Genomic DNA, 14,533 nt, shown 5'->3' with positions numbered 1-14,533 from the left:
GCTCTTCCCCTCCATCTGTGAACTGGCCTATTCCGTTAATTTTTGCTTCTTAAGCTGCTCTCCATATTCCCGTTGAAACTGCACCGCATCCCGATGCAAAACCGACATCAGGGTTGATACCGGCACGGGTTCTCGTAGTGAAAATCCGGCATAGCGAGCAAATACCCATTCCTGCGGGCCCAATCGTTCGCCCTGCGGGTTCGCACGCACCACAAAAAGCTTGGCTTGCAGGTTGGGCACTTCAATCAATTGTATCTGTGCACCCTGTCCGATACCAGCATAGCGGGGCATGATCTGATAAATCACCTGAAGGTCGTCGGTCAGCGCTTTCCCGGCAAGCGCAGCCACCTTCCATTGTTGATCCTGATGGCTGAGCTCAACTATGGTGACCAGCTGCCCATCGGTTACCAGCGGCACAATGGTATTAGCCTCCTCTTTCGGAAAATCCGAGAGACTATTTGCCGAGTCGATCTGTAATAAACGTTGGAAGTCGAGCACATAATGCATCACGGGGTTGCCGGGAACGGCTTTCGCTAGCAAGGTGGTATCGGTAATGCCATATGTATCGCCGGAATGCATCCGCAGGATAGCGAGAAGGTCCTTTTGACCCTGGGCAGCTGCTTCCTGGGGAGAAGAAAAACCTGGCGATGATGTATCGGGTGTCTGCTGGCCGGGCTCGGAAGCGGGAGATGAGGAGGGATTGCATGCCGATAAGACAGGCAACAGGCATAATCCCCATCGGTAAATCATATTTTTTACGTGTTTCATGTCATACAAGTTTGAGATGAGACTTATTTCTTGGCTAAATCATAAAAAGTATCCCAATGCGTGGCCGTTCCGGCAGGATCTGCATATTCCGCATAGGTGATGAGTCGTTCGCTGCCATTGCAGGGCGACCAGGGATCATTCAATACCAGATAATGGGTATTGCCTACGGTGACATATCCTTTGATGACCAGCACATGGCCCACCACACCGGGCGTGCCATAGGCATATCCCATGGGCTTTTTGCTGCAATAAATCTGCCGTTGCAGGTTTTCCCAGCTCAGGGCCGTAGCGCTTTCTTTGAAACTCAGGCCCACGTAATCAAGCTCGGGCCATCCCGGCCGGTTACAGGAATCGGTTTTCGGACAATCGCCTGTGCAACAGTCGGTTCGTCCGAAACGATGGTTGGCCAGATCACATTGGTTAACCGAGATGTCGAAATGCTGGGCCAGCATCTGGGTGGTGGCCGCCCAGCACCAGTTATTGGTTTGTTGCGGGCGTAGCATATTGGGTACACTGCCAATCAGTTCGGGCTTGCAACAGCCACTTAAATACACGATCAGCAAGAATCCCAGGCTCTTGAAAATCCATTTGCGTTTCATGGGTATTGTTTTTAGGTGAACAAAAGGATAGAATAGATCCATGATGAATCGGGATGATGAACTGCGGAACGATAACCTATGCTCTGGTTTACCGCATTCACCATCCCGGAATGGATTATGAAGGGTTCTGTGCTGGCGGAGGTGGGCAGCAGCGATATTCCTGTGATTTTTCCAATAACTCAATCTGCCGCCTCAACAGGTCGTTTTCCAGTTGCATCCGTTCTTTGGCCAGTGGTTCACAGATATCGCATTCGTCCATGGAGCCTTTCACGATGATGCCGGCCGTAGGCAAGGAAAAGGTGGCTTCGAAGCGGATTTGTTTTTGCAATTCGGGTGATACCAATCGGTTCGGTCCAAGCAATCCCTGGGCGAGCAATTCCTTATCCACCACTTCGAGAGCGGCTTTGCGGATGTCGGGGGCGATGGGATGACTCGTACCTTCGGCTGTCGGCGCCTGCGCAAAAGCATTGAACCGTAGCAAAGGAGTGGCTTGTGATGCGCCCGAGCTGGCCGTAAGCAATTCGCCGTCGGTGACCACTTTTTTCTGTGTGGCAGCTACATCCTGAGGCACAAAGGCGATAGCCGATTTGGCTACTACCGGCGTGAAAGGCCGGCGCACGGGCGCAGCAGGATCTTTAATCCGGCGTTCGATGGCTTCCAGCTCATATTCCACCCGTTGCTTTTTATTAAGCCGGTAAAAAATAAAGGTGACGGCATGGCAACGATTGGGATTCGAGAATTCACGTGAAGCTGCCTCAAAATGGTCTTCCGACTCGCCTTCGGTGTGGGTTCGTGTAGATACTTCTCCCACCGAAATGGAATGCGCCTTATGCGTTTCACCCACCGCCTGCGTGGCCGATGCCTGTGCATGCGAGCGCTGCTCATGCAAATAATCGAGCACCGAGCTGCTGTTGTGCGAACCATTGGCATTGGTACTGGCATCAGCCGAGCCGCCAAACAGACCTAAACCCACACTGCCATGGGCATCGCCATGAAAATTCCAGTCGCTGCTGTTGCTGTCAGACACCTTGCCCGACTGACTGTTGGCCCCGTCGGCCAGGTAATGCTGGAACGCCGTCATGTAATACTGCTCTTCTGCTATCTGTTCGCTCCGATAGCTAAGCTTGCTTTCGCTATCAAATGTAAACCGGCTGCGCCGATCGGTGGTAGCCAGCCTGACCTTTTCGCCCGGCAACAGGGTGGTAGAATACACCGGATCACCCAGGGTTAATCCCAAGGTGCATCGCCGAAATCGGAAATGCAAAATCACCTCCGCTATCAAACTCATGCGCTGATCGCGAATGGTGAAACTCACCGGATAGGTGAGGATGCGTTTGAAATGAAAGACATCGCAATGATCGTCTTTCAGCAGCTCGGGTACGCAGGGAATGCTTGCTTCGCTGGCCTGTACGTCAGGAACTGCTTTTTGCTTTTTTTGTTGGGGCATAGTGAAACGTTTTGTACACCGGAAAAGCATCTCGGTGCGGGGTTAACGAATAAATGGATAAAACATATCTTGCTGCTGCTTGTTCTGCACAGAGAAAACAAGGGCTGTTTTTGCTTTCGACCTGATTCAAAGAACAAGCCTCATGCGTCATTGTTTATCCTAATACCAGAAACATGGCTTACGTGCAGCATAGCCTGGCTTTCGCCTTGCCGATGGCGCCTTTCAAGAAAAGATAACCCGCAACAAAGGCTCACCCGACATGGCAGATGCATCCCGGGAATCTATCATCTGGGTGTCGCCCCTGAAACGAAAGCGATACTTTTTTCCGGTTACCGCGCCGATAAAAATAGCCGCCATCTGTCCTTCATATCGGAAAACAATGTTCGGCCGACTATAGCCGGAAGCTGCAGCCTGCTCATCGATGGCTGCCTGATTGGATGACCGACTGCTTGTTAAGGCCTGTCTTTTCCGACCACAACATGGCATTTGATCAGGGTTTAAGATGAATAATATTTTAGGTTTCTTTTTCAAATCTGTTAGTAACCTTTTCCAGCAAACAAGCCGCCCCCGATAAAGCCAGCCACCACAATAGTTTTTCTTTCACGGTTGAGCCTTCTCCCCATGCAAAAGGCAGCGCCACCCAGATGCTCAGGCAATAGAAACAATCGAGCAGACTTCCCCAGAAGCCTTGTCCGAGTTGTTTGCGTAATTTAAAGATCATATCCCAAGGGCCATCTTCTTTCGCCAGTAAATGGGTGATACGCCATACCGCCAGACTTGTGATGCCAAACAGAAACGCCTGCATGGTTGGTCACGCCTTTCTTTCAATGGCAAAGGAAAAGGTATGGTAATAACAATAAGCACAACTATATCCCGAATTATATCCATTTGTCTCCCTCTTGACAGCCACAAGACTACCTGAAACAACCACATAAGATTCTTCGGGTCGCAGCCAGCCCCCTTCGGAAGCCGAAGGTTGCACGATCACATTCACATAGCCGGAGGTCGCAAAATCCTGCAAGGTACCCCGGTAACCAGGACAGGAAGGTGAATGGGCGTCGGTATTCCCGGCATTTTCTCCATGGGCCAATATGCCATTGGTAACCGTACCGATCAGTGAGGGTGGGGAAGTGATATCCAGTGAAATGGAGTTCGGGCATTTGCCAATGGTAAGCGTATAATGGTCAATAAATCCCCAGGCATCGCTGGCTTTGAATTGGATCTCCAGCGGGGTATTCATCTGGGCGCTGGTCATTCGATACAGGCCACAGGCAATATATTCTATCGAAGGATCAGTAAATTCGATGCTGCCCAGGCCAAAATTGAGCGGCTTATTGTTGATGAATAAAGCAATGAGGTCGGTGGCCCCCGGAACAGGCTTACCCTGCTCGTCATAACCGTCTATGCGAAAATAAACTGTCCCCGGGTTGCCATTTTCATAAATACCCGTTTGCAGTTGCATATACCGATCCAGATTGGTGAATTCCCAGTCTTCCCCATCAAAAAAGGTGCGTGCCTGGATGTTGATATAAGCTGGGACATGTTGCAGAGGGCCCCCGTCAACATGAAGATCGGTCGGGAACGGCCCCACCATGTCACCATGATAATGGGGTATAAACCGTTTAGAAAATCGGGGATGGAGGTAGGTTTCATTTACATATTGCCAGGAACCGCCGGGCTTCATAAAGCGGATCGTATAATAGCGAACAATGGGATCGCCTTTCTTTCTCTGTAAATTAAACAGACAGCCTTTCACATCTACCGTTCCCGACCAGCAGGCACAATCCACACCGAAGCCTGCCATGGCATTGTGTACGGTAATCACACCATCGGCATGGAGGTGATTATTATACCCGTTGCGATCTAACGCTGCTACGGAAAAACTTCCCGACGTGTTCTGGCTGCCTCCAATGAATATATTGCCCAGACTTCCTACCATATTGCCGTTAAAACACAGGGAATCGGTAACCGGAATCAGTGAAGCCGGCAAACAGAAATCGATCCTTTTCAGATGGGCCACATTGTAATACGGTGCACTTTCAAACAAGGTAACCGAGGGATGGAAAGTATCTTTGATTTTGACAATGATGTCGGGAAGCCATTGGACAAACACATTTTCTCCTGCACCCACGTCCTGCAGGATTTCATTGATCAGTTCCGAAAAGGTTTGTTTGAATCGAAAGATATAATTTCCGTTTGAATCGGTAACGGCACTGCCCAGCGTCGTGCGGTTGCCCAGTCCGGTATAATTTCCTCCGGCCAGCTCGGAAGTGGTACGATCGTATTCTTCAAAATTCAGGGTGATCTGTTTGCCGGGTTCTGTGGTACAATGCCACCGGATCTGATCTATGATTTTAGCTACCTGGATACGTTCGGAGGTTACGACGGGGCGTATATTTTCAGAAAACGATTGGCTGGCAACGGTCACCTGTTTTTGAAAAGAAAAATGTGATAAAGCCATTTCGTTTTTCTCTTCGCCCTTTTTAGGCGAAACGGCTTCCGAACGGCGTTGAAAAATATTAGCCTTGGGCGGAGGAATTTGCGATTCCTCCACCAGATGAATCATCATAGGTGTAAAATCGGGTGCCGGATCAGGAGGGTTGGGCGTGATGCGAAGCGGCGGAATGCGCTCGGGATAATATTGTTTAATGATTTCCTTGAGATGCGGTATGTCAAGTAATTTGATCAGCTGAGGATAAGTGTCGATCACCAGCCAGTTGCGATAACAGGGATTGAAAAGGCAATCTCCGCTGTACAGCGTTACATGGCCATAAATGATAAAATCATCAATCAGAGCGGGCGTAGAACAGGTAAGAATCAAATCGTTGAAATCCTGATCACCACCGGCATCGTTAGATTCAATATCGAATCGATATTCACCGCCCTGTAATATGGGCGTTTTCAGTCGCGTCTCCGACAGCTGAAAACCCGTACCCGGATCATTCAATATAGCGATGGTCCATTGCTCACCTGTAACCTGTACGGGCTTCATGCCAACGGCGGCATCGTATATGCCGTTGCCGGTATCGGCACTGCTGACCTTGAATCGTTGGGGAAAAGAGGCGCTGATCGATTTGACCGAAATCGTCCAATTTCCCTGCATGGAAATGAACATGGCGAGAAGTTTTGGACACCGGAAAAACACTCCGGTGCGGGGTTAACAAATCATGAAATAAAAAACACATATCCGCCCATGAAACGCCGGATATGTGTCACAAGATAGAGAAATACCGTTCAGCCGGTTAGGTATTAAGTGAATATTTTTTTATCGGGCTTTGCCCGATATTGATCGGTTGAAAAACAACAATAAGTGGAAGCCATCGCATCATGACTGCTCTTCTTCCAGCGGCTGGGGAGGATATTTGTCCTGGCCCACATAACGCAGGCAAACAATCACCGCTATAAACAACAGCACAATAAGGATGATAGCCAAGTAATACCCCACATCATTTCCCACCTTATAGAAGGTAGATTCATTGGGAGCGATAAGCAGCAATCGGTTTATCATGACTTGAGCTTTAGCTTATTTCATTCATTTATGGGTAAAAAATTCTCATTTATGTGGTCCCAGCAGGGCTTGAACCTGCGACACCCTGATTATGAGTCAGGTGCTCTAACCAGCTGAGCTATAGGACCATAGCCGCCTTTTCTTTGGCGAACAAGGCAGCAATGATTGACACGCAAAGCTAAAGATTTCCTGTTATCCAATCTAACACCCCTGAAAACAGGGGGTTGACATCTTTGCATTGGCCGGTTATTTTTCGTTCCATTTTTAAAACCCTTTGAAAAATGAAACAACCCTATCTTATCTGCCAGGCATCAAGCCTGTGCATAAGCCTATTGGCTCTCTGCTGCCTTGTTTCTTGCTCCCGCTCTTCGGACCACCACGAAGTGGACATGCAAATCCATCGGGTGTATTTCAAAGTCTCCGGCTTTGAAAGCCAGATCGCGCCTCTGGCGGGTCTTTTGCCGGGTATAAGCAAGCCGGGCAATATAGCCTGGCCAGCGGACAGGTATGGAGCTTTTTGGCGAACGCAGGAGCAATACCTCTACTACTGGTCCTTTAATGATTCCAGCCTCGCCCCGGATATTGCCCTGAATGCCGGAGCGGCTATCATCTGCAACCAGGGACAGGCTTCCACCAGTTTTGCGACTGGATTTGCAAAGGATTCTTTTCCGGCTGGCCTGTCGCTGAGCATCCGCGGACTGGAATCGGTGGTTATTCAGATGCCATTACAAAAAGTGGGTGCCATTACATCTTTTGGCTTCGATATCAGTTCTTCCAACACCGGGCCGAAAGATTTCGCCATCCTGTATTCCAACGATGACGGAGCCTCCTATCATACGCTTTCTGATTCCAATCCCTTTCTGAATATGGGCAGCCAGGCCAGGAATAGTTTTTCTTTCCGGCTGGATACGCTGCCGTTGGATTTGCATCGGTCTCTTTATATCAAATTCTTGCCGAAAGCCGGTGATCGCACCCAGGTGAGTGACTACAATCCCGCAACCGGAATTACCCGGCTCGACAATGTGTATCTGTCGGGAATCGCAGATAGCACGCCGGCTTTTGCCTACCAAAAGCTCGATTATTTCATCTTTCGGGAGAGTGACAGCCTGCTATTTGCCCATGGCTCCTTTGATTTGGCGCAGCAGAATCCCGAGTTCCAGTTGAGCCTTCCTTCTGGAAGATATCTGGCTCACCTCGTGGCCAGTTTTTCACAGCAGCCATTGATATGGTCAGACACCATTGTCCCAGCGTCCCAACATTTTCTTGCACTTCAGCCTGCTGACTATCTGGCGGCTGTTTATGGCTTTGCCGATACTTTTTCGGTGTATGGAGATCAGGTTATTCAGGCTGTATTAAAACGGTATTACAGCCAGATTCAATTCCAGTTTACCGACGCGCAGGGATTGGAGCAAATTAACCGAATAGTTGTGGAGCCCCTGCATCCTGTTTGGTGGTTTGCCCCCTTCAATCCACAGCTTGCTCAGCCGCCTGCAGTGAACAATCTGGAAGGCCAGACCTTTGAGCTTGCCTTTGACCCCAGCACAAAAGGATTTACTTTCCATCAGTTTTTGGGAAATGTAGCCCAGCCGGTGCTTTTGCGATATCGGATATATCTGTATGGCAAACCCGGCCTCCTACGGCAATTTGAAGTCAGCCAGGCCATTGTAAACAATGTAAAACTCACTTTTAAGGGAAGAGCATTGGGTTATGGGACAAACTTTGGAATCCTGTTGGATGAACAATGGCAAAGCGAGCAGGAATCAGATTTTTGAGGCATTATCACCGGAAACCCAATGCTTGCGTGCGATGGAATGAAGTTTCTGGATGAAAAGTGAACTGGATTGCAGTGCTTCTGCCGGGATGGCGGATGGATTAAATTACGTACTATTTCCCAGTGGAAGGGCTATCTTTTATTTCTTCAAAATCAATGTATTCGCCTTCCGGCTGGCGAGCTGAGTGCCGGGATGACCGAGACGAAGAATAAAATTCGGAATGAGAAGCCGTATGTGTATCTTGCGTGGATTTGATGCGCCTTTGCACTTCGCGTCCGATCTGAAACACTGGAATCACGAATTCGGTCACAAACTTATACAGCAACCAAATCACAAAAATATCGATTGCCAGGTCAATCAGTTTAAGCATGTTTCAAAGGTAGCAAAAATCATGTGGGATATCCAGATTTGGAATAGGGTTTTATCTTTTTCTTAACTGCAGCCAATTTTTCGGAAAACAGGAAAAAGTCTTAATTTTGCGCTGGTATGTAGTTCATGAGCAAGGGGACAAGTTGTTGTCCCCTTCTTTTTTAGCCGATTTACACCATGAAAAGTGTGGACGATATCAGACAGGTCATTGAACAACTGCTTGAGCAGGAACTGAAGTTGCATCCGGATTGTTTTCTGGTGGATTTGCTGGTCAGCCAGGACCAGGCTGTGCGGGTGTTTATTGACAGTGATCAGGGAGTATCTATTGACCAGCTGGCCCAGATCAATCGCTCGCTCAGCAAAGCGATGCACGAAAACCATGTTTTTCCGGACGATGATTTTTCGCTGGAAGTATCATCGCCTGGCATTGATACACCCCTGAAACTATACCGCCAGTATCCAAAGAATATTGGCCGTACGGTGGTGGTTACACTGAAAGACCAGCAAATCCGGGAAGGAGTCTTGCAGGAAGTGCATCCCGATTTCATTGTGCTGGATGTGAAAAAAAGCAAGAAAGAACATCAGGTATTAAAAATTCCTTTTGTTGATATCCAATTTACCCGAGTACAAATTCGTTTTTAAAACTTTATTCTGTTTCATATGGCAAGCATTAATTTAATCGAATCTTTTACAGAATTCAAAGAGGCGGAAAACATTGACCGCCCTACACTGATGAAGGTGCTGGAAGATGTGTTCAAAACCCTGCTGCGCAAAAAATATGGCACCGATGAAAATTTTGACGTGATTGTGAATACGGAAAAAGGTGACCTGGAAATTATTCGTCGCAGGCTGATTGTGGAAGATGGCCAGGTTACCGATGAAAATACACAAATTGCTTATTCGGATGCCATCAAGATTGAACCTGATTACGAAGTAGGGGAAGAATTGTATGAAGAAGTAAATATCCAGGATTTTGGCCGGAGGGCTATCCTGGCAGCCAAACAAACGCTTGCCGCCCGCATCAGTGATTTGAAGAAAAATGTGCTGCTGAAAAAATATGCAGAGCGCATCGGAGACATTGTTACGGTAGAAGTATATCAGGTGTGGAAAAAAGAAGTATTGCTGCTCGATGATGAAGGCAATGAATTGATTCTGCCAAAATCAGAGCAGATTCCATCCGATTACTTCAAAAAAGGTGAAACCATCCGGGCGGTGGTGAAAAAGGTGGAAATGAAAAACAATACCCCCTTGATCATCCTTTCACGCACCCATCCTTCATTCTTGGCCAAATTGCTGGAAATAGAGGTGCCTGAGATATTTGATGGGTTGATTGTCATTCGCAAAATTGTGCGTGAACCGGGTGAAAGAGCCAAGGTGGCTGTAGAATCGTATGACGATCGCATTGATCCGGTGGGAGCCTGTGTGGGCATGAAAGGAAGCCGTATTCATGGCATCGTTCGCGAACTCAGAAATGAAAACATTGACATCATCAATTATACCAACAACATTCAGCTCTTCATTCAACGTGCGCTCACGCCGGCCAAGGTTTCCAGAATGGAAGTAGATACGGAAAACAAACGGGCGTCCGTGTATTTGAAACCTGATCAGGTTTCGCTGGCCATTGGCAAAAGAGGCGTAAACATCAGGCTGGCCTGTGAACTTACGGGTTACAACATCGATGTGTATCGCGATAGCGATGGTACCGAAGAATACGATATTGACCTGGATGAATTTGCAGATGAAATTGACGAATGGATCATTGATGAATTAAAGCGCATCGGTTGTGATACAGCCCTGAGTGTGCTTGATTTGTCAGTAGAAGAACTCGTGCGGCGTACTGATCTCGAAGAAGAAACCATCCGGGAGGTGCGACGGATCATCGAAGAGGAATTTAAAAAAGACGAAACAGAATAAGCCGCCCCAAAGCTTTGTGAGCAGCTAAACCTACTCCGGTATTCACCGGGTTTGCCGTATATGATTTTTCCTGGTTGATCCATCAACTGAGGAAAAAATCGTTCATTCGCTATGAGCTTAGTACCTTTGTAAAACTGTTGAAAAACTGAGGATTCACGCATGCCGGAAAAAAGCAATACACCCAGATTATTGGCAGCCGCCAAAGAATTTAATATCGGAAGGGAAACCCTGATCGAATTCCTGACCTCAAAGGGATTCGACATGTCCGACATGTCAGCCAATTCTCGTCTGACGGAAGAAATGTACCTGGCCCTCCAGGAAGAGTTTCAACAGGATAAGGTGAACAAGAAAAAAAGCGAACAAATTGACCTTCCCCGGGGTATTGCTTCAGATATTTTACCAAAGAAAGAAAACCTGGAAACACCGGTCCCTGAAATACAAAGTAAAACCCAGCCAGAGCAGGTTGATGCAGATGCAGAGGTGATAACCACAGAAGCACCCAAACTGGAAGGGCCTAAGATTGTGGGCAAAATTGATCCTGAAATGCTTGCCCCGGCGCCCAAAGCCAAAAAAACAGGCAAAGCTCCGGGCAAGAAAACAAAAGAAGCCGAACAACCCCAGCCCGAACCGATTCCTGAAGTTGAAGAACAAAAAAGTACGCTTCCAGAGCCAACCCCAGCACCTCCTGCACCTGCTTCCGAGCCTGAAAAATCGCCGGAGCCCATTATTGAAAATATTGAAGCAGAACGGCTGACCGGCCCGAAGATTGTCGGAAAAATTGAGCTCCCCGTTGAGCCTGAGCGCAAGGAAAAGGAAAGCCGTTCAACAGCCCATCCGAAGGAAAAAAGGAAGAGAAAAAGAATACCCATCGAGAAGAAAGTTGAGGAAAATACCCGCGACAAAGAAAAGGAAGATAAGTCCAGAAAAGAACGGAAAGACCACCGGCATCGCGATCGCAGGCATCATGTACCGGAAAAGGAAATCATCGATGAGAAAGAGATTCAGGAAAAAATCAAAGATACACTGGCCAAACTAAGCGCAACCTCCCATAGCAAAACTGCCAAATCCAAATATCGTCGGGCCAGAAGAGAAGAACAAAGCCAGCAATCCGCCGAAACATCGGAAAATAAGGTATTGCAGGTAACCGAATTTGTATCGGTGAGCGAACTAGCCAATCTCATGGATGTAAGCTATGCCGATGTCATCAGCAAATGCATGAACCTGGGGCTGATGGTTTCCATTAACCAGCGCCTGGACGCTGAGGTTATTGAGCTGGTAGCCAACGAGTTTGGTTATGAGGTAGAATTCATTGGACTGGATGAACACGAGGCCGAAGCAGAGGAAGAAGAAATCGTAGATGATGAAAAACATCTGGTGCCCCGTCCACCTATTGTTACCATCATGGGGCATGTGGATCACGGTAAAACCTCACTGCTCGACTACATTCGCAATACCAACGTGATTGCAGGTGAGGCGGGTGGCATTACCCAGCATATCGGTGCTTATGAGGTGAGTCTGCCCAACGGCAAAAAAATTACATTTCTGGACACACCCGGTCATGAGGCTTTCACGGCTATGCGTGCCCGCGGTGCTACGGTGGGCGATATTGCGGTGATTGTAATTGCGGCTGATGATGCTGTGATGCCCCAAACCCGGGAAGCTATTTCACATGCCCAGGCAGCAGGCCTGCCCATGATCTTTGCCATCAATAAAATTGATAAAGAAGGGGCCAATCCAGATAAAATCAAGGAACAACTGGCAGCCATGAACCTGCTGGTAGAAGATTGGGGAGGTAAATACCAGAGTCAGGAAATATCCGCCAAACAGGGATTACATGTGGATTTGTTGCTTGAAAAGATTTTGTTGGAAGCAGAGTTGCTTGATCTGAAAGCCAATCCAAACCGTCCGGCCGTGGGCACCGTCATTGAAGCTTCTCTTGACAAAGGAAGAGGATATGTGGCTACCCTGTTGGTACAAAATGGTACCCTTCATCCCGGCGATGTGATTGTGGCCGGAGCACATTACGGTCGGGTCAAGGCTATGTTCAATGAACGGGGACAAAGAATACAGGCTGCCGGCCCCTCTACTCCCGTACAGGTACTTGGGCTGGATGGGGCACCCCAGGCTGGCGAAAAGTTTAAAGTATATGCTGATGAAAGCGAAGCCAAGGAAATTGCTACCCGCCGGGCCCAGATCCTGCGCGAACAGGGCATGCGGGCACGCAAGCATATTACGCTCGACGAAATTGGCCGACGGCTTGCCCTTGGCACATTCAAGGAGTTGAACCTGATTATCAAAGGCGATGTGGATGGTTCCGTAGAAGCACTCAGCGATGCCCTCCAGAAACTTTCCACCGAAGAAATCGTGGTAAATGTGGTTCACAAAGCCGTGGGACAGATTACAGAATCCGACGTACTGTTGGCCAGTGCTTCAGATGCGATTATCGTAGGCTTCCAGGTACGCCCGTCCATGCAGGCTGCCCGCCTGGCTGAAAGAGAAAATATTGAAATCCGCACCTATTCCGTGATTTACGATGCTATTGAGGAAATCAAGAGCGCTATGGAGGGCATGCTGGAGCCCAAGATTGAAGAAAAGGTAACCTGCCGGGTTGAAGTCAAACAAATCTTCAAATTCGAGAAAAATACCGTTGCAGGCTGTCAGGTTCTGGAAGGAAAACTCACCCGTAATACCCGGGTGCATCTGATCCGCGATGGTATTGTGATTTACACGGGTGAGCTGGGTTCACTGAAACGCTTCAAGGAGGATGTAAAAGAAGTGCCCGCAGGCATGGAATGTGGCCTTACCATCAAAAACTACAACGACATCAAGGTGGGCGATATGCTGGAAGGATTTGAAGAAGTGAGTGTCAAACGCACACTCTAACTTGTTTCCGTCTCTTCTTCTGGCCGAACGTCGAGTGTAGCCGCCCGGGCTTCTTTACCCAAGGCCGTAACCACAGACAAACAGATAGCCACACCGATCACCGTCCAGCTCAGTACGGCTGCGTAGTTGTTGCCGTGTTGTTCAGCCAGTCCAGCCTGAATGGGAGCCATTTTTGACATCACCAGATTCCCTATCTGATAGGCAAATCCTGGCAGAATGGCCCGCGCTGACGGGGGAGAAAGCTCATTCAGATGTGCGGGTACAATACCCCATGCACCCTGTACCATAAACTGCATCAGAAAGGCACCCAGGGCAAATCCACCCAGCGTATGGGCATGAACCCAAAGAGGAATCATGGGGATAGCCAGCAAAGCAGCCAGAATGATAGCGCTGCGTCGACCTATTCGTTCAGACAAAGCACCAAAACACATGCCTCCCATCAGCGCACCCATATTCATCCAGATGGCAATCATACCCGTGCTTCCGGGATTGAATTTTTCCTGTACCTGCAGGAAGGTTGGGTACAAATCCTGTGTACCATGTGAAAAGGCATTGAAAAAACTCATCAAAACGATCAGGAAAAGCAGCCTCCCCCAGTATTTGCGGATCACGTTTTTCCATTCTTGCTTCTGTCCCAACCCGGATTTTCTGTGCATGCCTGCCAGCCAGGCGGGAGATTCAGATACTTTTGATCGGATGTAAATGACCAGCAATGCCGGTATAATGCCTACCATAAACATGCCCCGCCAGCCAATGTGAGTAAAGAAAAACGCAAACACCACGGAGGCCAGCAGATAACCCAGCACATAGCCCTCCTGTAGCAGTCCGGAAAAAAAGCCTCTTCCTTTTGCCGGCAGGGATTCCAGCACAAGAGCCGCGCCCACGCCCCATTCCCCACCCATGGCAAAACCAAACAAAGCCCTCAACACCAGCAATGTCGTCAGATTCGGTGCAAAGGCACAGAGAAACTCAATCACCGAATAGCTGATAATATTTATCATCAACACCTGCCTGCGGCCGTAGCGCTCGGCCAGCCAACCGAAAAACAAAGCTCCCAGAGGCCGGAAAGCCAGCGTGAGGAATATACCCTCAGATACCCGTTGCACATCACTATGGAAATCCTGGCTGATGGCTTTCAAACAAAACACGTAGAGAAAAAAATCAAAGGCATCCAGAGCCCATCCCCCCAGACCTGCAAAAAACGTATGTCGCTGATCAGCCGTAAGAGATTGAAATGGTTTCCAAAAAGGCATTTCTCCTGATCTTAGAAAGA

The 14,533-nt window shown here is 48.5% G+C and carries 13 protein-coding genes and 1 tRNA gene; 4 read left to right on the top strand and 10 right to left on the bottom strand.

Features of this window, described 5'->3' with window-relative positions:
* Positions 1 to 27: 27 nt before the first annotated feature.
* The 8 genes from BM367_RS05455 to BM367_RS05420 all read right to left on the bottom strand — a co-directional run bounded on the left by BM367_RS05455 (position 28) and on the right by BM367_RS05420 (position 6,450).
* The gene (locus BM367_RS05455; RefSeq protein WP_092458732.1) at positions 28 to 768 is read right to left on the bottom strand and encodes a hypothetical protein; all 741 of its coding nucleotides are present in this window, start codon (positions 766 to 768) and stop codon (positions 28 to 30) included.
* A gap of 23 nt (positions 769 to 791) precedes the next feature.
* Positions 792 to 1,367: a papain-like cysteine protease family protein gene (locus BM367_RS05450; RefSeq protein ID WP_177224115.1), complete on the bottom strand. Its 576-nt coding sequence runs from the start codon at positions 1,365 to 1,367 to the stop codon at positions 792 to 794.
* 115 nt (positions 1,368 to 1,482) lie between these two features.
* Complete coding sequence (locus BM367_RS05445; RefSeq protein ID WP_092458728.1) at positions 1,483 to 2,814, bottom strand: hypothetical protein; 1,332 nt, start codon at positions 2,812 to 2,814, stop codon at positions 1,483 to 1,485.
* 222 nt (positions 2,815 to 3,036) lie between these two features.
* The gene (locus BM367_RS05440) at positions 3,037 to 3,300 is read right to left on the bottom strand and encodes a hypothetical protein (protein ID WP_143103961.1); all 264 of its coding nucleotides are present in this window, start codon (positions 3,298 to 3,300) and stop codon (positions 3,037 to 3,039) included.
* A gap of 28 nt (positions 3,301 to 3,328) precedes the next feature.
* Positions 3,329 to 3,619, bottom strand: a complete 291-nt coding sequence (locus tag BM367_RS05435; protein ID WP_092458723.1) for a DUF1360 domain-containing protein — start codon at positions 3,617 to 3,619, stop codon at positions 3,329 to 3,331.
* A 6-nt stretch (positions 3,620 to 3,625) separates the two neighbouring features.
* Positions 3,626 to 5,929 (bottom strand): hypothetical protein, encoded by a 2,304-nt coding sequence (locus BM367_RS05430; RefSeq protein WP_092458721.1) that lies wholly within the window; start codon positions 5,927 to 5,929, stop codon positions 3,626 to 3,628.
* Between the two features lie 210 nt (positions 5,930 to 6,139).
* Positions 6,140 to 6,322: a hypothetical protein gene (locus tag BM367_RS05425; protein WP_092458719.1), complete on the bottom strand. Its 183-nt coding sequence runs from the start codon at positions 6,320 to 6,322 to the stop codon at positions 6,140 to 6,142.
* A gap of 54 nt (positions 6,323 to 6,376) precedes the next feature.
* A tRNA-Ile gene (locus tag BM367_RS05420) sits at positions 6,377 to 6,450 on the bottom strand.
* 153 nt (positions 6,451 to 6,603) lie between these two features.
* On the opposite strand from BM367_RS05420, the gene BM367_RS05415 reads away from it, so the two are divergent.
* Entirely contained in the window at positions 6,604 to 8,094 is a 1,491-nt protein-coding gene (locus BM367_RS05415) for a hypothetical protein (RefSeq protein WP_143103960.1), read from the top strand.
* Between the two features lie 112 nt (positions 8,095 to 8,206).
* Here BM367_RS05415 and BM367_RS05410 read toward each other — a convergent pair whose 3' ends face one another.
* The gene (locus tag BM367_RS05410; protein WP_092458715.1) at positions 8,207 to 8,464 is read right to left on the bottom strand and encodes a hypothetical protein; all 258 of its coding nucleotides are present in this window, start codon (positions 8,462 to 8,464) and stop codon (positions 8,207 to 8,209) included.
* 176 nt (positions 8,465 to 8,640) lie between these two features.
* Here BM367_RS05410 and BM367_RS05405 point away from each other — a divergent pair, with 176 nt between their 5' ends.
* The 3 genes from BM367_RS05405 to infB all read left to right on the top strand — a co-directional run bounded on the left by BM367_RS05405 (position 8,641) and on the right by infB (position 13,260).
* Positions 8,641 to 9,105, top strand: coding sequence for a ribosome maturation factor RimP (locus tag BM367_RS05405; protein ID WP_092458713.1), 465 nt, complete (start codon positions 8,641 to 8,643; stop codon positions 9,103 to 9,105).
* Positions 9,106 to 9,123: 18 nt separating this feature from the next.
* Entirely contained in the window at positions 9,124 to 10,377 is a 1,254-nt protein-coding gene (gene nusA / locus BM367_RS05400) for a transcription termination factor NusA (protein WP_092458711.1), read from the top strand.
* A gap of 159 nt (positions 10,378 to 10,536) precedes the next feature.
* The gene (infB, locus tag BM367_RS05395) at positions 10,537 to 13,260 is read left to right on the top strand and encodes a translation initiation factor IF-2 (protein WP_092458709.1); all 2,724 of its coding nucleotides are present in this window, start codon (positions 10,537 to 10,539) and stop codon (positions 13,258 to 13,260) included.
* Here the strand turns inward: infB and BM367_RS05390 are convergent.
* On the bottom strand, positions 13,257 to 14,513 hold the full coding sequence (locus BM367_RS05390; RefSeq protein WP_092458707.1) for an MFS transporter: 1,257 nt from the start codon (positions 14,511 to 14,513) through the stop codon (positions 13,257 to 13,259). The genes infB and BM367_RS05390 overlap by 4 nt on opposite strands.
* Positions 14,514 to 14,533 lie beyond the last annotated feature (20 nt).

It is taken from the genome of Thermoflavifilum thermophilum, assembly GCF_900116565.1.
Taxonomy (GTDB): domain Bacteria; phylum Bacteroidota; class Bacteroidia; order Chitinophagales; family Chitinophagaceae; genus Thermoflavifilum; species Thermoflavifilum thermophilum.
This window is presented reverse-complemented; position numbering and strand designations above follow the sequence as displayed.

What these genes read in the sequence shown, in the direction of transcription:
- BM367_RS05425 (WP_092458719.1), bottom strand. Translation starts at nt 6,322, where the DNA reads ATGATAAACCGATTGCTGCTTATCGCTCCCAATGAATCTACCTTCTAT.
- nusA (WP_092458711.1), top strand. Translation starts at nt 9,124, where the DNA reads ATGGCAAGCATTAATTTAATCGAATCTTTTACAGAATTCAAAGAGGCG.
- BM367_RS05405 (WP_092458713.1), top strand. Translation starts at nt 8,641, where the DNA reads ATGAAAAGTGTGGACGATATCAGACAGGTCATTGAACAACTGCTTGAG.
- BM367_RS05435 (WP_092458723.1), bottom strand. Translation starts at nt 3,619, where the DNA reads ATGCAGGCGTTTCTGTTTGGCATCACAAGTCTGGCGGTATGGCGTATC.
- BM367_RS05410 (WP_092458715.1), bottom strand. Translation starts at nt 8,464, where the DNA reads ATGCTTAAACTGATTGACCTGGCAATCGATATTTTTGTGATTTGGTTG.
- BM367_RS05415 (WP_143103960.1), top strand. Translation starts at nt 6,604, where the DNA reads ATGAAACAACCCTATCTTATCTGCCAGGCATCAAGCCTGTGCATAAGC.
- BM367_RS05455 (WP_092458732.1), bottom strand. Translation starts at nt 768, where the DNA reads ATGAAACACGTAAAAAATATGATTTACCGATGGGGATTATGCCTGTTG.
- BM367_RS05440 (WP_143103961.1), bottom strand. Translation starts at nt 3,300, where the DNA reads ATGCCATGTTGTGGTCGGAAAAGACAGGCCTTAACAAGCAGTCGGTCA.
- infB (WP_092458709.1), top strand. Translation starts at nt 10,537, where the DNA reads ATGCCGGAAAAAAGCAATACACCCAGATTATTGGCAGCCGCCAAAGAA.
- BM367_RS05445 (WP_092458728.1), bottom strand. Translation starts at nt 2,814, where the DNA reads ATGCCCCAACAAAAAAAGCAAAAAGCAGTTCCTGACGTACAGGCCAGC.
- BM367_RS05390 (WP_092458707.1), bottom strand. Translation starts at nt 14,513, where the DNA reads ATGCCTTTTTGGAAACCATTTCAATCTCTTACGGCTGATCAGCGACAT.
- BM367_RS05430 (WP_092458721.1), bottom strand. Translation starts at nt 5,929, where the DNA reads ATGTTCATTTCCATGCAGGGAAATTGGACGATTTCGGTCAAATCGATC.
- BM367_RS05450 (WP_177224115.1), bottom strand. Translation starts at nt 1,367, where the DNA reads ATGAAACGCAAATGGATTTTCAAGAGCCTGGGATTCTTGCTGATCGTG.